At 28.5% G+C, this 22,289-nt stretch carries 16 protein-coding genes; 7 read left to right on the top strand and 9 right to left on the bottom strand.

The annotated features are described in order from the left end of the window. Positions 1-5: 5 nt before the first annotated feature. Both valS and BN1173_RS03780 read right to left on the bottom strand, forming a co-directional pair. Positions 6-2,639 (bottom strand): valine--tRNA ligase, encoded by a 2,634-nt coding sequence (gene valS, locus BN1173_RS03785; RefSeq protein WP_040236727.1) that lies wholly within the window; start codon positions 2,637-2,639, stop codon positions 6-8. Beyond that, positions 2,639-3,634 (bottom strand): tRNA dihydrouridine synthase, encoded by a 996-nt coding sequence (locus BN1173_RS03780; RefSeq protein WP_040236725.1) that lies wholly within the window; start codon positions 3,632-3,634, stop codon positions 2,639-2,641. The genes valS and BN1173_RS03780 overlap by 1 nt, the downstream gene beginning before the upstream one ends. 258 nt (positions 3,635-3,892) lie before the next feature. Between BN1173_RS03780 and BN1173_RS03775 the strand changes: the two genes are divergently transcribed. Continuing rightward, positions 3,893-5,947 (top strand): ATP-dependent DNA helicase, encoded by a 2,055-nt coding sequence (locus tag BN1173_RS03775; RefSeq protein ID WP_040236723.1) that lies wholly within the window; start codon positions 3,893-3,895, stop codon positions 5,945-5,947. On the opposite strand, the gene BN1173_RS03770 is transcribed toward BN1173_RS03775, so the two are convergent. Continuing rightward, positions 5,937-6,725: a septal ring lytic transglycosylase RlpA family protein gene (locus tag BN1173_RS03770; RefSeq protein ID WP_050886248.1), complete on the bottom strand. Its 789-nt coding sequence runs from the start codon at positions 6,723-6,725 to the stop codon at positions 5,937-5,939. The genes BN1173_RS03775 and BN1173_RS03770 overlap by 11 nt on opposite strands. Before the next feature lie 141 nt (positions 6,726-6,866). On the opposite strand from BN1173_RS03770, the gene BN1173_RS03765 reads away from it, so the two are divergent. Further along, positions 6,867-7,871, top strand: coding sequence for an L-threonylcarbamoyladenylate synthase (locus BN1173_RS03765; RefSeq protein ID WP_014696549.1), 1,005 nt, complete (start codon positions 6,867-6,869; stop codon positions 7,869-7,871). A gap of 7 nt (positions 7,872-7,878) precedes the next feature. On the opposite strand, the gene BN1173_RS03760 is transcribed toward BN1173_RS03765, so the two are convergent. Together BN1173_RS03760 and plzA are read right to left on the bottom strand one after the other, a co-directional pair. Then, positions 7,879-8,967, bottom strand: coding sequence for a tetratricopeptide repeat protein (locus BN1173_RS03760; protein ID WP_246040055.1), 1,089 nt, complete (start codon positions 8,965-8,967; stop codon positions 7,879-7,881). 7 nt (positions 8,968-8,974) lie between these two features. Continuing rightward, positions 8,975-9,763, bottom strand: coding sequence for a c-di-GMP-binding receptor PlzA (plzA, locus tag BN1173_RS03755; protein WP_014696547.1), 789 nt, complete (start codon positions 9,761-9,763; stop codon positions 8,975-8,977). 522 nt (positions 9,764-10,285) lie between these two features. Between plzA and BN1173_RS03750 the strand changes: the two genes are divergently transcribed. The 5 genes from BN1173_RS03750 to BN1173_RS03730 all read left to right on the top strand — a co-directional run bounded on the left by BN1173_RS03750 (position 10,286) and on the right by BN1173_RS03730 (position 17,821). Continuing rightward, a complete protein-coding gene (locus tag BN1173_RS03750) occupies positions 10,286-13,030 on the top strand; it encodes a penicillin-binding protein 1A (RefSeq protein WP_052456030.1) in 2,745 nt (914 codons plus the stop codon). Between the two features lie 6 nt (positions 13,031-13,036). After that, a complete protein-coding gene (locus BN1173_RS03745; RefSeq protein WP_040236737.1) occupies positions 13,037-13,375 on the top strand; it encodes a ParB N-terminal domain-containing protein in 339 nt (112 codons plus the stop codon). 101 nt (positions 13,376-13,476) lie between these two features. Further along, a complete protein-coding gene (locus BN1173_RS03740) occupies positions 13,477-15,051 on the top strand; it encodes a glucose-6-phosphate isomerase (protein WP_040236716.1) in 1,575 nt (524 codons plus the stop codon). A gap of 43 nt (positions 15,052-15,094) precedes the next feature. Next, the gene (locus BN1173_RS03735) at positions 15,095-16,477 is read left to right on the top strand and encodes an L-cystine transporter (protein ID WP_014696544.1); all 1,383 of its coding nucleotides are present in this window, start codon (positions 15,095-15,097) and stop codon (positions 16,475-16,477) included. 12 nt (positions 16,478-16,489) lie between these two features. Next, on the top strand, positions 16,490-17,821 hold the full coding sequence (locus tag BN1173_RS03730; protein ID WP_040236714.1) for a CoA-disulfide reductase: 1,332 nt from the start codon (positions 16,490-16,492) through the stop codon (positions 17,819-17,821). Positions 17,822-17,847: 26 nt separating this feature from the next. Here BN1173_RS03730 and BN1173_RS03725 read toward each other — a convergent pair whose 3' ends face one another. The 4 genes from BN1173_RS03725 to BN1173_RS03710 form a co-directional block, all read right to left on the bottom strand. Then, positions 17,848-19,191 (bottom strand): ATP-dependent 6-phosphofructokinase, encoded by a 1,344-nt coding sequence (locus BN1173_RS03725; RefSeq protein ID WP_014696542.1) that lies wholly within the window; start codon positions 19,189-19,191, stop codon positions 17,848-17,850. 36 nt (positions 19,192-19,227) lie between these two features. Continuing rightward, entirely contained in the window at positions 19,228-20,199 is a 972-nt protein-coding gene (locus BN1173_RS03720; protein WP_025400918.1) for a nucleotide-binding protein, read from the bottom strand. Between the two features lie 12 nt (positions 20,200-20,211). After that, a complete protein-coding gene (locus tag BN1173_RS03715; RefSeq protein ID WP_012538463.1) occupies positions 20,212-20,994 on the bottom strand; it encodes a potassium channel family protein in 783 nt (260 codons plus the stop codon). A gap of 6 nt (positions 20,995-21,000) precedes the next feature. Next, positions 21,001-22,289 (bottom strand): TrkH family potassium uptake protein (locus tag BN1173_RS03710; protein WP_040236713.1); only part of this gene is annotated, 1,289 nt, incomplete at its 5' end.

Raw genomic sequence — 22,289 nt, 5'->3', positions numbered from 1 at the left:
TCTAATTAGTAACTAGATTTCTTTAAATTAGAAATATAATTACTAATTCTAACAATAAAAGAATCAAATTCTTCTAATTTTAATTTCTCAAAATTAATAATTTCATCAGGAGCATTTGATAAAAAATTTTGATTCCCAAGCTTTTGAAGAGTTACATTTTTAAGTTTTTCATATTTTTCTAATTGTTTACTAAGTTTTGTAAGTTCTTTATCAGTATCTATGAGATCTCTAATATCTGCAAAACTTTCAAAATTAACATTAGGAACTCCTATCATATTTTCATAATTTTCATTGTAAAAAATACAATCAAAATTAATAAGTTTTTTTGCAATATATTCATTTCTTCTAAAATACTTTTCAGACTGAAAAGTATTACCAAATTTCAAAGCAACATTAATCTTAACATTAGGAACTATATTAAATTCACTTCTAAGAGTCCTAATTGAAATAATAAAGTCTTTAAATAAATTAAATTGTTGACATTCTTCTCCAAAATCCCTTTGCATTGTAACTTCAGGATACTTTTTTAAAGCCAATATATCTTTTAACGACATAACCTTAGAATAAATTTCTTCGGTAATAAAAGGAATAAAGGGATGCATAATAAGCAAAGATTCTTTTAGGAAAAAAATTAATTTGGAAATGGTTATATTCTGTAAATCAAAATCATCACTACATAAATTAATCTTACTAATTTCAATATACCAATCACAAAAATCATTCCAAAAAAATTCATATACCGCTTTTGTAGCCTCATTATACTTATAATTTTCAAATGACCAATCTATAACAGCAACAGTTGCATTTAACCTTGAAATCAACCACTTATCAATGTCATCAAATTCTAAACTATCTAATACTAGTCTACCCTTTAAATTTGATAAAATAAACTTAGATGCATTAAATACTTTATTTGCAAATTTAGCTCCAAACATAAAATCTTTAGTGTCAATGTTTAAATCCTGTCCTTGTACGGACAAAAATGAAAGAGTAAATCGCAATGCATCACTTCCATACTGCTCTATAATCTTTAGAGGATCTATACCATTACCTAAAGATTTTGACATCTTTTGTCCCTTTTTATCTCTTAAAAGAGGAGTTATATATATATCTCTAAATGGAACTTCTCCCATAAACTCAAGTCCTGCCATTACCATCCTTGCTACCCAAAAAAATATTATGTCATAAGCAGTAACTAAAGTAGTTGTAGGATAATAATTTTTAAGATCAAAAGTTACATCTGGCCATCCAAGAGAAGAAAATGGCCACAACCAAGAAGAAAACCAAGTATCAAGTACATCTGAATCTCTAACAAAACTTCTTCCACTATAATTTTCACTCAATGAAGGATCAAATTCACTAACAACAATCTCTCCTGTCTGAACATCATACCAAGCAGGAATTCTATGTCCCCAAACCAACTGCCTAGATATACACCAATCTTTAATATTTGATAACCAATGCTTATATGTATTTTCCCATTTTCTAGGATAAAACCTAATCTTACCATCAATTAATGCTTGTAAAGCAGCAGCGGCTAACGATTCCATCTTTACAAACCACTGATTTGATAAATAAGGTTCAATGACTTCTCCAGATCTATGACAATGCCCCACCTGATGCTTATGATTTTTCACATCTATTAAAAATTCTTTATCTTTTAAATCTTTCTCTATTTTACTTCTTGCAGCATTAACACTTAAACCTTGGTACTCAATTGGAACATTTTCATTAAGCTTTGCATTCTTATTCAAAATATTTATCTTGGCAAGATTATGCCTTTTTGCAATCTCAAAATCATTAGGATCATGAGCAGGTGTTATTTTTAAAGCTCCACTACCAAATTCCATATCAACATAATCATCAGCTATTATCTTAATTTTTCTATCTGCAATAGGAATTATAACCTCTCTTCCAATTAAAGATTTATATCTCTCATCATTGGGATTAACAGCAATAGCTACATCCCCAAACATTGTCTCAGGTCTAGTAGTTGCAATCTCAATAAAACCACCATCACACAATAAATATTTAACAAAATAAATCTTACCCAAAATTTCCTTATATTCAACTTCTTCATCACTAACAACACTTCCAGAACCAGGATCAAGATTTACAAGATATTCTCCCTTATAAATCAGCCCCTTATTATATAAATCAATAAAAACTTTATTAACAGCCCTTGAAAGTCCATCATCAAGAGTAAACCTCTCACGTAAATGATCATAAGAAGCCCCAAGCTTTTCTACCTGATTAACAATTATTTTTCTATGCTTATTTTTTAATTCAAAAATTCCTTCAATAAATTCTTCACGACTAAAATCATCTTTACTTTTGCCAAGTTCTCTAAGTTGTTTTTCAAAAACTGTCTGAGTTGCAATTCCAGCATGATCTGTCCCAAAAAGCCAAAGAGTATTAAATCCCTTCATCCTTTTATAACGAACAAGAATATCTTGCAAAGTAAAATTAAGAGCATGTCCCATATGAAGAATACCTGTCACATTTGGAGGAGGTGCTACCATGCTAAATTTTAATTCGATCTTATCATCAGGACTAAAGACACCATTATCCAACCATCTCTTATAAATTTTATCCTCAAAAACCTTAGGATCATAACTGCTTGAAAGTTCTTCGCTCATTATTTAAGCTTATCTCCTATAATATTAATTCGACTTAGATTTTCAAAAAGTTCATCATAATTATTTGAACTCATAATATTATAAAAATATTCACTACATATCTCATTTTCATTAAAATAAATTTTGAAATACTTCTTAAGTTTATTAAAATCTTTAGTAATATCCCAAGTAGAATGAAAATCCGTTATGTGCAATTTTAATATATTTAATCTAAAATTTAAATCACTATCTAAAAAGTTAGGTTCATCTCTTCTAAATAAGTTTAAATTTTTTAATATTCCACGACCAAACATTATCCCATCAATAGAATACCTATTAATCATTTGATATGCCTGATTCAAACTTAAAACATCTCCATTTCCAATAATTACTACATAAGGATTAATTTTATTTCTTAATTTAACAAGTTCATCAAATACATTAACATCTATAGGCCCTTCACTTTGATTAATAACAAGCCTAGGATGAACAGTTAACATATCAATACCTAACTTAAGTAGAAAACCCAACCAATCTTCAACCTCAGAACAAAAAAAACCATGTCTAGTTTTAACACTAAGAGGTAAACCATACTTTAAACATGCCTCTTTACTTGCAATAATTATTTCACGGGCTAAGGACTTATTATTAATTAAAGCAGAACAAACACCCTTTTTAACTATTTTTTTCTTTGGACAACCCATGTTAAGATCAATTCCCCAAAATCCTAAATTACTCAAAATTTCTATTGCCTTCACAAACTTATCAGGATCATCACCCCAAATCTGAGCAATCAAAGGTCTACTAAGCTCATCATTTTTTGTCAAAATATGTTGCATTGAGTTCTTTGATTTATTTAGAAGTCCTTTTACAGAAATAAATTCAGTAAAATAAATATCAGGACCGTCCTTTCCATTTCCAATCAAATTAACTAAATTTCTAAAAACAGTATCTGTAACATCTTCCATTGGGGCTAAAATCATAATGGGACGCTTCATATTATTTAAAAAAGTCATAAAATAAATGATATAACAAGACAATAACATGGTAAAGAAATGACTTAAATATAAATCTTAAAATCAAAAGCAATGATAAAAATTTTAATTACAATCTAAATGATATATAAAAATATATTAAAAACCAACTACTAAAATGAACAACAATAATAAACTTATTTTTTAAAAATATCAAACATCAAAAAAATGTAAAATATACAATAAAATTAATCACAGTACATAAAAAATTTGCAAAAATAATAAAAGGATGCTGCATAAATGAACTTAAGTGAATATATAATTCAACAAGCAGAACTAAATATCAAAGGATTTGTAAGACGAGATACACAACTTAGGATGATAGACAAAATAAAACAAACCTTTAGGGATGAAAACTTTTTAGTCATTGAAGCACCAACAGGAACTGGAAAAAGTTTTGCATATCTAATTGCTGCTATTGATTTCATTCACCAAACAAAAGAAAAAGTCATAATTTCAACATCATCAATTAATCTTCAAGAACAATTAATAAAAAAAGATATTAAATCCTTAAAAAGGATTATTCCTTTTAAAATTAAGTTTGGAATAATTAAAGGAATGAAAAATTATATCTGCCTTAGAAGACTCGAAGAACTCAAAAAAAGCCTTCTAGCCTATACACTAAATAAAAAAAATTTAGAAACATTAATCTACTGGGCACAAAACACAAAAACAGGAGATAAAGATGAACTTAATTTTATAGATGAACAAATTTGGGAAGAAGTATCAGCAAATCCTGAAACATGCTCAGAAATTACCTGTCCTAATGAGAATAAATGTCTTTTTAAAAAAGCAAGAAATAAAATATTAAAATGCGATATCATTATAACCAATCACCATTTACTATTAAACGACCTTTATATAAGAAACGAAATACTAATGGAAAAAGAAAATCATGAAAATAATTTTGAAGAAGAAAACATAAATATCAATTTAATATTACCTAGCATAAAAAACATAATAGTTGATGAGGCTCACTATTTAGAAGAAGCTGCAAGAAGCTTATTTAATAAAAATTTTTCAAAAACTGGAATAAAACAAATTTTTATAAAAATAGATAAAATAATTAAACGACAAAACATAAATAACATCTATAAGAAAGATTTTGAAATTTTCACAATACAAAACTTTGAAAACATAGAATATATAATAAACATACAAGAAAAATTACCATCAATCTACAGAATTACCAGTGATACACATAAAACAAACTTTTATATACGTATTAAAACATATCTACAAAATATCATTTATAATCTAGAAAATTATCAAATAACCATAAGATCAATAATACAAAATATAGAAAACAAAACAACAAAAATAGAGCTAAATAGACTCATTAAAAATTTAGATCAAAAAAAATTATTAATTCAAAATTTTATATCTGAAAATCAAGATGATAATCTTTGTTTTTGGATAGACAATAAAAAAAATATCCCTTTATTTCAAACATCAGAAATTTATTTAGGTCCAGAACTAAATAAAATCATGTATCAACGAACAAAAAGAATAATTTTTACATCGGCTACTATTATAATAAATCAATCATTTTCATACTTTTTAAATCAAACGGGACTAAATTTAAGTAATAAACACATCGAAATGGAAAATTTACCATACTCGTTTCCTTATCAAGAAAAATCAATACTCACAATTACATCAGATATTGAAAACCCTAACAACGAAGAAGAATTTTTAAATCAATCAACAAAATATATTAAAGAACTTGTGATATTAAACAAAGGAGGAACCCTAATTTTATTAACTTCGCTTAAAAGTTTAGAATACATAAGTAAAAATATCAAAGATTTTTTATTTGAAAATGACATAAACATTTTCATACAAGGACAATTACCAAAAAATGAACTTATAAATTCATTCAAAAAATCACCCAAAAAAAGCGTACTTATAGGAATAAAAAATTTTTGGGAAGGAATTGACATTAAAGGAGATCAATTAACAATGATTATCATCCCCAAACTGCCATTTCAAACTCCTGCAGATCCAATCTTAATAGCAAAAAATGAATTGGCTAAAAAAACAAATGAAAATTTTTTTATAAAAGAAACATTACCACAAGCAATAATGAAATTTAAACAAGGATTTGGAAGACTAATTAGGGACTCTAAAGATTATGGAATCATAGTATGTTTTGATAAAAGAATTTGCAACAAAACTTATGGTAAATCATTTTTAAAATCATTACCTAAAATCAAAACTTACTACTCAAACTTTACAACTATCAAACATACAATAAATACATTTTTTAAAATAGATCAAAATATTAATCCATAAGGATATTATTTCCCGGAATTTTAGTCTTTCTTACCAAAATATCCTTATATCCTGTAGATTTAATGAGTTCAACATTCTTCTGTACATCATCAGCATAAGTAGGAATAAATACTGTAAAAAAAGGTCCATGTGAGTTTACAAAAACATTAAGACCAGCTTTTTCAAGTATCTTATAAGCCCTTTGAGCATAATCTTTGGTCTTATAAGAACCAACTTGTATGTAAAAATCTGGCTCTTTATCTGTATTATTTAAAATTTGACCTGCAACCTCAGTATGTTCCTTACCCACAATAACATTTTTATCTGCTTTTAAATCAACAACATCACTATTAGAATTACTCTTAGAAGCATCTTTAACATCAAGATTATTCTCAGATTTTTGGTTTTCAATATTTTCTATATCAACTTGTTTTAATATTTCAATTTTTACAGGAGCAACACCTATTCCTATAAAATCTAACTTTTCAGCAGCAGATTTTGATAAATCAATTATCCTATCTCTTCTAAAAGGTCCCCTGTCATTAATCCTTACAACAACAGTTCTATTATTAAGTAAATTGGTAACTCTCACAACACTATTAAATGGAAGCTCCTTGTGAGCCGCTGTAAGAGCAGTCATATCAAATTTTTCTCCATTAGCAGTAGTCTTACCATGAAAAGCTTCGCCATACCACGAAGCAAGCCCTACAGTAGCACTATTTAATTGCATAGTAACAACAATCAAAAATAAAAACACAAACCTCAAGTCAATAGCCCTAAGACCAAATAAACCTATCATAATTACACATTGTATCATATTGCATATTACAATATAAAGCATAAGACTTATAACACAAAATTAATTAGTTGGCCTAAATTGTTTATTTTCAATTTTTTTGATTTAATAAATATGCTAAGATAACCTTAATAGGTAGCATTAATGAAAACAGAAGTAATAAAAGAAAGTGAAATAGAAAAAGCAGTGAAATTCATTAATTCAGGAGAATTAGTAGTATTTCCCACAGAAACAGTATACGGCATTGGAGCTAATGCATATGATGAGAATGCTATACGAATGCTCTTTATAGTAAAAAAACGTCCTATTACAAATCCCCTAATAGTACATGTTGAATCAATAGAAAAAATAAAAGAACTGGTAGAATATATACCAGATAGTGCCATGATTTTAATGAAAAAATTTACCCCAGGTCCCATAACATTCATATTAAAAAATGCGGGCAAGATATCTAAATTAATAAATGGAGGTCTTGAAAGTATAGCGGTCAGAATACCTTCAGACCCCATAGCTCTCAAATTAATCAAAATGAGCAAAGTTCCAATAGCAGCTCCATCAGCAAATTTATCAAAACGTCCCAGTGCCACTAATTTTGAAATGGCAATAAAAGAACTTAACGGTCTTGTTAAAGGAATCATTCAGAAAAATGAAGTATCGCAAATTGGAATAGAATCAACTGTTATAAGTTTTGACGCTAAAAGCAACGTATCAATATTAAGACCAGGATCAATAACAAAAGAAATGATAGAGAGAGAACTTAATGGAAAATTTAATGTAGAATATTCATTAGGGAAAAAAATACTCCAACAATCACCAGGAAATTTATTGGAACATTATAGACCACGCATACCCGTTTATTTATTTAGACAAAAAGATAATATAAGAAAGTATATATCACGAAAAGATACAAAAATACTCATTATGAAAAATACTATTAAATCATATTGGTTTAATAAGCTTTGGAATACAAATCACATCTGTGTATTTAACACATTAGAAGAATATGCAAAAAATATTTATAAAGTCTTTGTAGAATCTGAGAGAACACATAAACAAATACTTGCTGAATTTGTAGATAATAATCAACTTGGATATTCAATCAATAACAGACTCAAAAAAGCAAGTCTAGACAAATTTATTTCTGAATAAACTTAAATTATTTTTCTAACAATTCCAAATACTTAAGAGCAATAGGATCATTTGGATCATATTCAAGAATGATTTGAAAATATTCTCTAGCCTCTTTTTTACGCTCCATCTTTAAATAAAGAATACCAAGATTTGAAATAATTTTAATATTATCAGGTTCAAGTTCTAATGCTCTAAGTAAATGTTTAAGACTTTCATCAAATTTAAATAACTCCATTAAACAAATTGAAATTTCATTCATAGCATCAACATTATTAGAATCAAAAAACAACACTTTAAGAAAAGCATCTTTTGCCTGCAAGTAAAATCCCTTTCTTCTATACCCCCATCCAAGCAAAAACCAAACATTCCAGGAATCTTTGTGATATTCTAATAGCTTAATAAGTTCACAAATAGCTTCATCTTCCTTTGATAAAATTATCAAATCATATATTCTCTCAAGATTTAAAGCTAAATCTTTATGAACTTCTATAACATTTAAAATTTCATTTACCTTATTCTTCAATCCTAAATTATTAGAAATTCTTAAATAATGCCTCAGTAGTTCTTGCGCCCTATCTAATTTATATTGCTTAACAAAAAAAAACCCAGCATTTGCAAATACATTTTCATTAGGACTATCAAGTGTTAATAGCCTTTCATAAATATTTAAAGCATTTTGATTACTACTAATAGCATCCATATGTTGTTCAAGCCTTAAAAAATTTTCAGCCATTTTTTCATATAATAAAGCTAAATTAAAAAGAATAACCTCATTCTCACCTTCAACACCTTTTAATGACAAAAAAATTTCAAGAGCCAAATTATAATCTCCCTCATCAATCTTAGAAAGACCAACATTAATAAGAATATTAATAATATTTGGATTTAAAGCTAATAAAAGCTTCTTATAATAAGGAAAGTTAACATTATTTTGGTCATAAGCAGAAATCTTAAGAATTGCAGACATAATGGATTCAAAACTAAGTTCATCTTGAGAAAAGTGCTCAATATCACTAACCTCAACAGGCAATAATACCTTAGGATCAAATAAAAAACCTTTAATATGACTTGTAAAATTCTCAGGAAGAGAAACATAAACAATATTACTAAGCATAAATCCTCTAATTAAAATAATCATGTATTAACATTGTATAGTCAAGAGGAATTTTTTCTTCACAAAATGCAATACCTATAGCTAAAACTTTACCATTAGGCGTTTGAATAACACTCAAATTTCTTGCCTGTCCCACAATAGAGACTTTCTTACCTGCAACATCAAAACTCAAAATCAAATCGGTATTACTCTCTTCTAATTTTTCATAATCAAAATAAGATATCAAAAGAGCACCTCCATAAGACATATCTTTAATCAAACATTTATGCTTAATGCCATTAACTTCAATAAAAGCTTTATCAGAAGCAAGATTAAGTTTTTTTAAAGACTCTTTATCAATAATAATACGCTCATGAATCCTTTGATTTTGACCAAGCTTTAAATCAAGCAATTTACCAATTTTAACTAAAATTTCTTCTGGCATAGAAGATACAAATTCTAAAGTCAACAAATTATATTCCTTATTTTGAATGGAATAAGAAGATGTGCTTACCAACTTAACAATTAAAGACGGAATACAAAAAGCATTATCCACGACATTATTGTCATAATTTTTAATATTAAGATTGCCTAAATTTCCATTCTGTGCCAAGATGGGTAAAATTTCATCTTGTTGCAAAATAATTTTAATAAAATTCATAGAAATAGAATAAATAACACCAACCACCACATAAGTACCAACTTTTATTTCAACAGAATTTTTAATATTAAGGAAACTATTAATTTCAGTACTCATTTTAATTTCCTTACCCCTATATTTAGCTTCATAATCTTTTATTTTTTTAGAAAAAAACATAAACCTCTCCTTTGAAATCTAACAAACATATTAAAATTGATATTCAGGAACTTTAAAGCAATACAATTCAAAAATTTTAATTTATGCATATACTTTAAAATAATTCTATCCCAAAATATTAGATACAACCAATAGTTCACACTTTATTCAACAGACATACAAAGATCAAATCTATTCCTAAAAAGCAACTCTATAAATAAAAATTTCAAAAAAACTCACATAAAAATAATTCATCCTTCAATACATTAATTTGTAATTCTTATTATTTTTACTGTTTACTATAAAAACAACCAACACCCACACATCAAGTTCTAATCTTTCCAAATTTTCATCATGAATCAACTTATATTTTAACAAAACTTAAATAGCAAAATAACCCATATAAAAAGGCATTATAACAATATTTTTATATTAATAACAACTTGCAAAATGTTAAGTTTATCATATTTTATAGTATAATTACGTTGAAAGACGTTAGAAGGATACAATTTGAAAAGGGTTAATTTTAGCAAAAAAGCTAACATGCTAGTTTATTTTACCTATTTTATTATCAGTTTTTCAATCATTTTTTTATCAATTGCCATAGTTGAAACTATAAATATTCAAAAAGATAAAAAATTTGGAAATATAAACCCTGCTATACCATCAAAACTTTTTGATACCAATGGCAAGCTCATAACACAATTTATATCTGATGAGAATAGAGAATTATTACCGTTAAGAGAAATGCCTAATAATTTAATAAACACACTCCTGATACGAGAAGATCTCAGCTTTTTTTTTCACAGAGGCTTCTCATTAATGGGAATTTTAAGAGCTGCATTTAACATTGTTCTTGGAAGATATTTCTCAGGTGGTAGTACTCTAACACAACAATTAGCAAAACTGCTCTACACAAATCAAGCAAAAAGATCTATTTTAAGAAAATTAAATGAAGTTTGGTGGGCAATACAGCTTGAAAAAAAATTATCAAAATATGAAATACTTGAAAAATATCTAAACAAAGTCTATTTTGGAAATGGAAATTATGGCGTAGTAGCGGCTTCAAAGTTTTTCTTCAACAAAAGTGTTAAAGATATTAACACCGCAGAGGCTGTTTTAATGATTATACAGTTACCCAATGCAAAACTTTACTCACCATTTTATAATCCAAAATTCGCAAAGAAAATACAAAGAGCTGTATTAAATCAGGTAGTATCTCATGGCATTATCACCCCTGAATTAGCTGAATCAGAATTTAATGAATATTGGCAAAATTATGACTGGACTCGTATGGCAGATACACCAGCTATATCTGACAAAGAAGATCATGCTCCTTATTTTTCAGAATATGTAAGACAACGAATAACTAAATATCTACCATCAGAAGCCAATATATACAAAGATGGATACTCGATATATACAACACTTGATCTTGAAGCACAAAAACATGCAAATGAAATTACACAAGAAATGATTACAAAAGCAAGAAAAATGTATAATTCTACAAAATCATCTGAAACATTAGTAATAAATTCAGAAATAGTACCAATAATTGATACAATGGCCGATTTATTTGGCATAAGAAATACTAGAATAAATGGTAGACAATATACAAAATTAAAAACAAGAAAATTTTATGAGGATAATATTGATCTTCTTGCAAGCTTTGCTGCAATTTTAGGTATTGATAAAATAGACAAAGCAACAAGAGCTTACACAATAAACAATAAAACAAACCCAAACTTACTTGTGCAACCAGAAGGTGCATTAATATCACTAGACACCACAACAGGAGCCATCAAAGCAATGGTTGGAGGAAGTGGCTATAGAAAGGGAAGCGAATTTAATAGAGCAACTCAAGCAAAAATTCAACCTGGAAGCGCATTTAAAGTTTTATATTTCTCAGCGGCTATTGAATTAAAAAAAATAACAGCTGCAACAATGCTTTCAGATTCTCCAGTAGCCTTTTTTAATCAGGAAGGAGAAGTGTATGCCCCTGAAAATTATGGAGGGAAATGGCGAGGAAATGTCTTAACACGCAAAGCACTAGCTTTATCTCTAAATATTCCCGCCCTTAGAATACTTGATAAATTAGGTTTTGACAATGCAATTAAATATTCGGCTAAATTACTAGGAATCAAAGATCAAAATGAAATAAACAAAATATTCCCTAAAGTATATCCCCTTGCACTTGGAGTCACATCAACATCTCCAATACAAATGGCAAGAGCATTTGCTATTTTAGGAAATAATGGAAAAGAAGTAGAACCATATGGAATTAAATATATAGAAGATCGAAATGGAAAAGTAATAGCAAATGTAGAATCTGAAATACTAACATCAATCAAAAATAAAGGTGCTAATGCACAAATAGTATCTCCTCAAACTGCTTACATTATGACAGATATGATGAAATCAACAATCCAATATGGCACTCTATCAAATCAAAGATATACAAATCTTAAAAATTTTAAATCTGATATTGTAGGTAAATCAGGAACAACACAAAATTGGGCCGACGGATGGACAATAGGATATTCACCTTATATAACAACAGCTATATGGGTTGGTTTTGACAAAAAAGGATATTCATTGGGAACTGCAGGAACAGGAACAGCACTAGCTGGCCCTACTTGGGGTAAGTTTATGGCAGAATATCATAAAAACTTACCCCAAAAGGTATTTATACGACCCAAAGGAATAATTAATGTACAAGTCCAATCAGAAACAGGTCTATTACCAGAAGGTGTACCTAATGAAACAATAATAAATGAAATATTCATTACAGGAAGCCAACCATTTGAAAAATCAAAATACTATGAAAACAAATCTGAATTTTTAAATAAAATGGAATTCAATATTTATGGTATCGACAACATTAATGACAATGATGAACTAAACTTCGATACTACCGAATTTGAATATCTCACAAACGATTTTCATCAATACAATAAAACAGAAAATGAAAAAATTCATAAAAATAATACTAATACAATTAATAATGATAAATTTAATGATAATATTAATATGGATATACAAAATGATGATTTTGAATACGACAATCAAGAGGAAAACATGCAACATAATACCCAAGATGCTAATAAAACAGAGAACGAAACCAACAACACAATAACAGATGACAATAACAATGTAGATGATAGTATTAAAACTACAGATCAACCAAATGATACAGAACCTAAAAAAAATCCTCTTATCAGTGATGAAAAACAAGATAATGAAATTGAACATAAAGATGTCAATGGAGAAAATATACAATTGGATTAATAAAATATGTTAATAGATTTAGAACAAATAAAAATCAAAAAACGAATCAGAAAAAATATAGGAGATACAACAACTCTTAAAGAAAGCATTAAAAAACATGGGCTGATTTATCCTATAATAATAGACAAAAATAAAAACTTAGTGGCAGGTTTTAGAAGATATCAAGTACTCAAAGAACTTGGATATAAAGAGGTCGATGTCAAAGTAATTCCAATAGAAGATAAAAAAAGATTACTTGAAATCGAACTTGATGAAAATAATGTCAGAAAATCATTTACAAAAAGTGAAGCAGAAGAAGGTGAAGAAGAACTCAAAAATTATTCAGAAAAAAACACAATAATCTGATTGTATAATAAGAGATAAACAAAAGAGTAAAAAATAATAATAAAAAAAACAAGGAGGCGAAAAGGGTTGAAAAGAGGAAAAAAACTATTGGAGGATGCTTAATGATTCATTATAATGACCTTAATAAGCTTAAAAGTTTTCAAGAATTAAAACAAATGAATCCCGAAAAACTAAAGACAGTATTAAATGAAAATAGAATTCAAGAATATGACATCAAAATAGAAGGGAATCACGTACATTATAACTATGCTACAAAACAAATCAATGAAGCTCATTTAAAGTTATTTCAAAATTTAAGCGATGAAGCAAATCTAATAGAAAAGTATAAAGAAATCATTAATGGAAAACATATTAATCTTAGTGAAAATAGAAAAGTTTTACATCACTTAACAAGAGGACAACTTGGTACAACAGTTACAGATAACAATGAAAATATGCGAGAATTTTTTGAAAGAGAACTTCATAAAATTTTTGAATTTGCACAAAAAATACAAAATGGTACTATTAAAAATACAAATGGAAAGGTTTTTAAAAATGTCGTACAAATTGGTATTGGGGGTTCAAGTCTTGGCCCAAAAGCACTATACACTACAATTAAAAACTATGCTCAACAAAAAAATTTATACAAAATGAAAGCATATTTTATTTCAAATGTTGACCCAGATGAAGCAGAAGAGGTTTTAAGCGAAATAAATCTTCAAGAAACTTTATTTATTGTCGTATCAAAAAGTGGAACTACACTAGAAACATCATCTAATATGCAATTCTTAATTAAAAAATTAAAAGATAATGGAATTGAAGAATATAAAAAACAAATTATAATCATTACATCACAAGGAAGTATGTTGGCACTCGAAAAAGGATACCTTGAGTACTTTTTTATGCATGATTCAATTGGTGGAAGATTTTCACCAACATCAGCTGTAGGGCTTACTCTAATAACCCTTTGCTTCACAGAAGATATTACAAAAGAAATATTAAAGGGAGCTCATGAGGCTGACAAACAGGCACTAAATAAAAATATAAGAGAAAATGCACCCCTTCTAGCATCAATAATCAGTATATATGAAAGCAATATACTAAATTATAGCAGCAACTGTATTATTGCATATTCAAAAGCAATGGAAAACTTTTATCTTCATTTACAACAACTTGAAATGGAAAGCAATGGAAAAAGCGTAAACAGATTTGGAGAACAAATTGACTATAAAACAGTAAGAATAATTTGGGGAGGAATTGGAACAGATGTGCAACATTCATTCTTTCAAATGCTTCATCAAGGAACAGAAATAGTACCAATGGATTTAATAGGATTTAGCCAATCCCAATTAAAGCAAGATGTTTCTTTAGAGGGAACATCAAGTAATGATAAACTAAAAGCAAATCTAATAGCTCAAATAATTGCATTTGCTATTGGAAAAGAAAATATAAATCAAAATAAAAGTTTTAAAGGAGAGAGACCCTCTGCATTAATATACTCTAAAGAGCTCACTCCTTATACAATAGGTGCGATACTCTCTCATTACGAAAATAAAGTAATGTTTGAAGGATTCCTACTAAATATCAATTCATTTGATCAAGAAGGAGTTCAACTAGGCAAAATTATTGCTAACAAAATTTTAAAGAATGATAATTCACAAGATAAAATAATCAAATCTTATGGTAGATTATTTTAACAAAAAAATAATTATTTTAAATCTATAATTAAGAGGCCAAATCATGAACATGACAATAACATATGTAATATTAAATGTTACAATAATGTTTATATTAATAGGATTTTTATATTTTTTACGCAAAAAACATATCTCTTTCACAAAAAGAATATTAATAGCTCTAGGATTAGGAATAATATTTGGTACACTCATAAAATATTGTTACGAAGCAAACTCAACAATAATACAAGAAACTATTCAATGGACTAATATCATAGGAATCGGATATATAAGACTCATTAAAATGATGGTAATACCATTAATACTAGTATCAATAATATCTGCAATAATAAAATTAACAAATAGCCAAGATATTTGGAAAATGAGCTTATCAGTAATATTTATACTCATATTTACAGCAGGAATTGCTGCAATAATTGGAATTTGTATATCTATTTTTTTCAAATTAACAGCAGAGGGACTTCAATCTGGAGTTGATGAAATCATGCAAGGGCAAAAATTAGATCGCAAACTTCAAGTTTTACACCAAACTCCAATGACACAAAAACTATCAGAACTCATTCCAGACAATATATTTGCAGATATGGCAGGAACAAGACCAAACTCAACGATAGGAATAGTAATATTTGCTGCTTTAGTAGGGATTGTTGCTCTAAGAGTTGCCAAAAAAAAACCCGAGTCAATAGATTTTTTCAAACAAATAATATCAACAGCACAAGACTTAACTTTAGGAATAGTAACTTTAATCTTAAAATCAACACCTTATGCCATATTAGCAATGATCACAAAAATATCAGCAACAAGTGATCTTATAAGCATAATGAAACTTGGAAAATTTGCACTTGCATCTTATGTTGCTATAGGTATTACACTCTTAATGCACATGACGATTATTGCATGTAACAGACTCAATCCAATAACTTTTATTAAAAAAGTATGGCCAGTACTAACATTTGCATTTATATCTCGTTCCAGTGCAGCAACAATACCTGTCAATGTAGAAGTGCAAACTAAAAAACTAGGAGTTAGTGAAGGGATTGCAAATCTCTCCAGTGCACTTGGGGCATCTATTGGACAAAATGGTTGCGCAGCACTTCATCCTGCTATGCTAGCAATCATGATTGCACCTACACAAGGAATCAATCCAACAGATCCCTCATTCTTACTACAACTCATAGGAATAATAATAATAACCTCGTTTGGAGTAGCTGGAGCTGGAGGAGGTGCAACAATAGCATCCTTAATCGTTCTCTCATCAATGAATCTACCTGTTTCATTAGTTGGCCTATTTATTTCCATAGAGCCTTTAATTGATATGGGACGAACATCTGTTAATGTTAGTGATTCAATGGTTGCAGGGGTCATAACAGCCAAAAATCTTAATCAATTAGATAAAAACATTTACAATAATCAAAATACTAAATAAAAGGTAATTCTTATGAAAATAATAATTATTGGAGGAACTGCAGCAGGAACAAGCGCTGCAGCAAAAGCAAAACGAATAAACAAAGAATTAAATATAGTTATTTATGAGAAAACAAATACCACATCCTTTGGTGCTTGTGGATTACCTTATTTCATTGGAAAATTTTTTGACGAACCAAATAATATGATAGCCCGGACACCTGAACAATTTAAACAGAATGGAATATCAGTATTTCCTAAACACGAAGTCACTAAAGTAGATATCAAAAATAACATTCTTCAAGTAAAAAATCTTCAAACACAAGAAATATTCAATGATACCTATGATAAATTAATGATTGCAACTGGGGGAACCCCTATAATTCCACCAATTAACAATATTAAACTAAAAAATTTTTATACTTTAAGAAATATGAAAGATGGTAAGGAAATCAGAGAACTCTTAAACAAACAAGAAATAAAAAACATAATAATAATTGGGGCTGGATATATTGGAATTGAAATGGTAGAAGCTACTAAAGCACGAGAAAAAAATGTAAGAATTATTCAATTGGATAAACGAATATTAACAGAATCATTTGACAAAGAAATCACAAATATAATGGAAGAAGAGCTTATAAAAAACAACGTTTTACTTCACACAAATGAATTTGTAACAAGTTTAATAGGAAAAGACAAAGTTGAAGGAATTATTACAAACAAATCTGAATACAAAGCAGATCTTGTAATACTCTCTACAGGCATCAAACCTGCAACTGAATTTTTAGAAGGTCAACTTGATACATTAAAAAACGGTGCAATAATTGTAAATGAATACGGTGAAACCAGTGCAAAAAACATTTTTGCTGCAGGAGATTGTGCCACAATATATAACATTATAAGCAATCAAAATGATTATATTCCTCTTGCAACAACAGCTAATAAATTGGGAAAAATAATTGGTGAAAACCTAGCAGGAAAACGAGTATCTTTTAAAGGCACATTGGGATCTGCATCTATTAAAGTTTTATCACTAGAAGCAGCTAGATCTGGTCTTACTGAAGAGATGGCATTAAAACTTGGAATCCAATATAAAACGGTATTTATCAAAGATAAAAACCATACAAACTATTATCCCAATCAAGAAGATTTATATATTAAGCTAATCTATAATCAAGATACAAAAGAAATTCTTGGTGCACAAATAATTGGAAAAAATGGAGCTGCACTAAGAATGCACACATTATCCCTTGCTATTTATTCAAAACTTAAAATAAATGAACTTGGAATGATGGATTTTGCATATTCTCCACCATTCTCCAAAACTTGGGATGCATTAAATATTGCTGGTAATGCAGCAAAATAAATAAAAAAACTTAAATTACTTTTTGGTTAATTTTTCATACTAAATGGCTGACCAGTGCTTGCAAGAACATCCCTCCAGAAAGAACCATTCACATTAACTTTATTCCTAGCAATGACAGCCATTTTGATGGGAACATGCACAAATTTTGTACTCCACAAGCTAATTAATAATTTCGTTTTACCAGCCATAGCAGCATGAACAGCATTTGAACCAAGACGAGCACAATAGAGAGAATCACTAGCATTAGCTGGAGAACTTCTAATAATATAACTAGGATCAATATATTTAAGATTAACAGGAATATCTTTAGATTTAAAATACTCATTAATTTTATCTTTAATATAAAGTCCAATATCCTCATACAGTAAATTACCAGAATCATCTTTCTTCCTAATACCAGGATCAAAATATTTTTGTCCTGCTCCTTCTGCTATCAATATAACTGCATGAGGAATTTCATCCATACTTTCTTTTTGTAAAAGTCGTCTCTCAAGATGTGCAAGAAGTCCATTAGGACCCTCAATATCAAAATCTAATTCTGGTATTAAACAAAAATTAACATCATTAGAAGATAGAGCAGTATAAGCAGCAATAAACCCAGAATCTCTACCCATCACCTTAACAAGACCTATTCCATTATAAGCACTATTTGCCTCAAAATGCGCACCAGCAACAGCAGCAACTGATTGTTCTACAGCAGTCTCAAATCCAAAAGATTTTTGAACAAACATAAAATCATTATCTACTGTTTTAGGAATACCTATAACAGCAATTTTTAAATTTCGTCTCTCTATCTCTTCAGCAATTAAAATAGAACCCTTTTGTGTACCATCTCCACCAATATTAAAAAGCATATTAATACCCATTCTCTCTAAAGTATCAACTATTTCAACAGGTCTAATTCCTCCTCTTGACGAACCAAGTATTGTACCACCAAGCTGATTAATATCATTAACCATATCAGGATTTAAATCAACAAAACTCAAATTAGACTCTGACAAAAGTCCTTTATATCCAAACTTAACTCCATAAATATTATATACTCCATATACATTCCATAAAGTTCTAACAATTGAACGAATCACATCATTAAAACCTGGACAGAGACCTCCACAAGTAGTAATTGCAGCTTTAACATGTTTTGGGACAAAATAAATTTTACGTCTAGGTCCAGCCTTTTCTAAAAAAACATCCTCATATTGATTCCAACTCTCTTCATTTTTATAAACGTTAAATCTAATCTTACTCTCTTCAGAAGTAAAATGAACATGACTCTCATTAGCATAAAAATTAATTAAAGGATTATCATATTTACATTCTCCTAGGTTTTCTATATTAAAACCCAAATTTTGATTCTTAAGCCTATACATTAAATTACCCCTCCTTCAAGTATTATTATAATCTAATTACTTTCTAATAAATTGACTTTGATCCTTAATCATATCGTATATATCATCATAAATATAAGGTGAACCTTCAACAGGCGATTTAATTAAATTACACGCAATAAATTCAAAATATTTATTAAGTTTCGAATTTCTATCAAAATCAACAAATGGAATTCTACTATTAACAGATGATCTAAAACTTTTTGCAAAGGGAATAAAACCAATAAATTCAACTGGTATATTGATATTATTTTTAACAACATTTATTAAATTTTCACACATAGCTATCTCTTCGCTAGACTCTATTCTATTTAATACAACTCTAGGGTAAAAGCTATTCATCATCTTTTTGACCTTAAGCGAAGAACTTAAAGATATAACCTCAATACCTAAAACTAAATCTTTAAATTTAACGTTTGTACCTTCTATTTTATTTTTAAAAAAATTACTAATATAGTCTCGTTCAGGACTTTTTGGAGGAAAACCTAAATATAGAAGTCTATAGAGAGCATTTTTTAAAAAAGAATAAGCATTAAGAATTGAAGGGGTTTCTGGAACAGTAATAATGATGCCACTATAAGATGACAAATAAAAATCCACTGTATTATAAGACGTACCTGATCCTAAATCTATAAAAACGAAATCAGCAACAAGTTCTCTTTGAATAGAATCTATTATTCTCTTCTTTATAGAAAAAGGAATATTGGCCGTACCCGTATAAAGGGCATCTCCTGGAACCAAATAAAGCTTTTTATAAGGAGTTTTAAGAATTAAACTTGAAAAATCTTTTTCCTGTTTATTAATAAAAGAACCTATTCCAACACCAGTATTCTTAACACCTAAACAAGTATGAAGATTAGAACCTCCAAGGTCAAGATCAACAAGTATCACAGTCTTACCTAAACGTGCAAGTTTATAACCAATATTAGCAACAAAAGATGTTTTTCCAACACCTCCCTTTCCACTTGCAACAGGAATAATTTTAGTCATCTTAAAATCCTATTAATTATTTTTCTTATCTTTATTAAACTTTTTCATAAAATCAAAAAACTTTAAAAAGCCTAATTTTTTAGAACTTTCCTTATAAGAAGTATCCTTTGTTTTAGAAACTGATATTAAATCTTTAATCAAATCCTTATTATTTGTAAAATTTTCAATCTTATCAGGTTTACCACAAATTACAATCTTATCATCCTTTAAGAAAAAATAATCTCCATCCACAAGTTCATATCTAGAATTACTTAAATTTCTAACAGCAATAACAGTAATACCTTTCTCACTTCTCAAATCAGCCTCAAGCAAAGTTTTACCTACATATTCTTTTGGAATAATTGTCTCAGCAACAATAATATCATGCCCAACAATACTATATGTTGAAAGATTAGGAGATACCAACAATGGTGTCAATCTTCGAGCAGCATCCTTGCTTGGAAATATAATTCTTGTAGCACCAAGAGTTTTTAATATTTCAGCATCATCCCCATCTTCAGTCTTAACGCATATTTCCTTCACACCTAAGAGATTACAATAATGAGTAACAAGAGCACTTTTCCCAAGATCATTATCAAAATCAATAATAACAGCATCAGTATCTACAGGAATAATTTTTTTTAATGCATTCTTAGTAAACTGATCTAAAATAAAACTTTCTGTAGCAATTACATCATATTCTTCAACCAATTCTTTTGAAGTATCAACAATAATTATTTGACAATCAAGCTTACTTAAATTTTCAAGAATATGAATTCCCAAATTACTAAGACCAATAATAACAAATGTCTTCACTTTATTCTAACCCACCAAAATATCCTGTCGTGGTCTTGTAAATTCTTCAAAACGAGAATTTCTAGAAACAAAAATTGCCATCGAAAAAAGCCCTATTCTACCCGCAAACATAGTAAAAATTATAATTACTTTACCTAAAAATGACAAATCTTGTGTAACCCCAACTGATAAACCAACAGTACCAAAAGCAGAAAAAACCTCATATCCCAAATCAATGACTCTCCATTTTCCACCACTCTCAGCAGCAAGAAGAACAAAAAATGAAAAACATAAAATAAAAACAGCTCTTACAAAAAATAAAAGTGCAAATCTTATACTATCAATTGAGACTTTATAAGAACCAATAATATAACCATTACCATCTTGCGATTTTATTACTGCAAGAATAATTAAGAAAAAAGTAGTAATTTTTATTCCTCCAGCAGTTGAACCTGGAGCACCACCAATAAACATAAATGGCAAAGAAAGCATTTGGGTTCTACTAGAAATAAGAGCATTGTCAAGATAATTAAAACCAGCTGTTCTTGTACTTATTGAATAAAATATTGCATTAAATATTAAAGTCCCAAGTGAATAACCATCTCTGAGTTTATGAATTTCTGAGAAAAAAAACACAACTGCACCAAAAAGAATTAAAAAAAAACTAAGCGTAAAAACAATTTTAACATGAAGGGATAATTTTTTACGATACTTCATAGTATTAGTAACATCACGATATACCATAAATCCAAGTCCTCCACAAATAATCAATATAGCAATAACAATTATGGCTTCAGGAACATCACGCCATGCATAAATACTCTCAGAATGCATCGAAAACCCTGCATTACAAAATGCTGAAACAGCAGTAAATAAAGCCTCAAGTAATGAAATCTTAATACCTCGAATTTTAAAAAACAATAATATTAATATCCCTCCAATTAATTCAATTGAAAAAGTCACAAAAAGTATATTTTTCAAAATTTTCAAAGGATTATACTCAATATTTGAAAGAGAATATTGTTTGATTATTCGAACATCAGTTAACTTGAGCTTGCGTTTAGGAATAAGCAAATAAAAGGTAGTAATTGTTATGAAACCAAGCCCACCAAACTGAATCAATAACATTATTACAATAAAACCAAAAGTAGAAAAACTTTCCATCTTAACAGTCACAAGCCCCGTAATGCTAACAGCAGATACAGATGTAAATAAAACATCTATATATTTTAAACTCTCAACATTATTCCAAGCAATAGGCAATAACAATAACAGAGAGCCTATAAACATAATTAAGATAAAATAACTAAAAAGAA

The sequence above is a fragment of the Borrelia crocidurae genome (genome assembly GCF_000825665.2).
GTDB classification, from domain to species: Bacteria; Spirochaetota; Spirochaetia; order Borreliales; family Borreliaceae; genus Borrelia; species Borrelia duttonii.
The sequence above is the reverse complement of the archived record's forward strand: the minus strand, read 5'-3'. Positions and strand labels throughout refer to the sequence as shown.

Coding starts and splice junctions, on each gene's coding strand:
- plzA (WP_014696547.1), bottom strand. CDS start 9,763: ATGTTTTTTTCTAAAAAAATAAAAGATTATGAAGCTAAATATAGGGGT.
- BN1173_RS03725 (WP_014696542.1), bottom strand. CDS start 19,191: ATGTATAGGCTTAAGAATCAAAATTTGGGTTTTAATATAGAAAACCTA.
- valS (WP_040236727.1), bottom strand. CDS start 2,639: ATGAGCGAAGAACTTTCAAGCAGTTATGATCCTAAGGTTTTTGAGGAT.
- BN1173_RS03730 (WP_040236714.1), top strand. CDS start 16,490: ATGAAAATAATAATTATTGGAGGAACTGCAGCAGGAACAAGCGCTGCA.
- BN1173_RS03720 (WP_025400918.1), bottom strand. CDS start 20,199: ATGACTAAAATTATTCCTGTTGCAAGTGGAAAGGGAGGTGTTGGAAAA.
- BN1173_RS03775 (WP_040236723.1), top strand. CDS start 3,893: ATGAACTTAAGTGAATATATAATTCAACAAGCAGAACTAAATATCAAA.
- BN1173_RS03760 (WP_246040055.1), bottom strand. CDS start 8,967: ATGCTTAGTAATATTGTTTATGTTTCTCTTCCTGAGAATTTTACAAGT.
- BN1173_RS03765 (WP_014696549.1), top strand. CDS start 6,867: ATGAAAACAGAAGTAATAAAAGAAAGTGAAATAGAAAAAGCAGTGAAA.
- BN1173_RS03780 (WP_040236725.1), bottom strand. CDS start 3,634: ATGACTTTTTTAAATAATATGAAGCGTCCCATTATGATTTTAGCCCCA.
- BN1173_RS03750 (WP_052456030.1), top strand. CDS start 10,286: ATGCTAGTTTATTTTACCTATTTTATTATCAGTTTTTCAATCATTTTT.
- BN1173_RS03745 (WP_040236737.1), top strand. CDS start 13,037: ATGTTAATAGATTTAGAACAAATAAAAATCAAAAAACGAATCAGAAAA.
- BN1173_RS03740 (WP_040236716.1), top strand. CDS start 13,477: ATGATTCATTATAATGACCTTAATAAGCTTAAAAGTTTTCAAGAATTA.
- BN1173_RS03770 (WP_050886248.1), bottom strand. CDS start 6,725: ATGATAGGTTTATTTGGTCTTAGGGCTATTGACTTGAGGTTTGTGTTT.
- BN1173_RS03735 (WP_014696544.1), top strand. CDS start 15,095: ATGAACATGACAATAACATATGTAATATTAAATGTTACAATAATGTTT.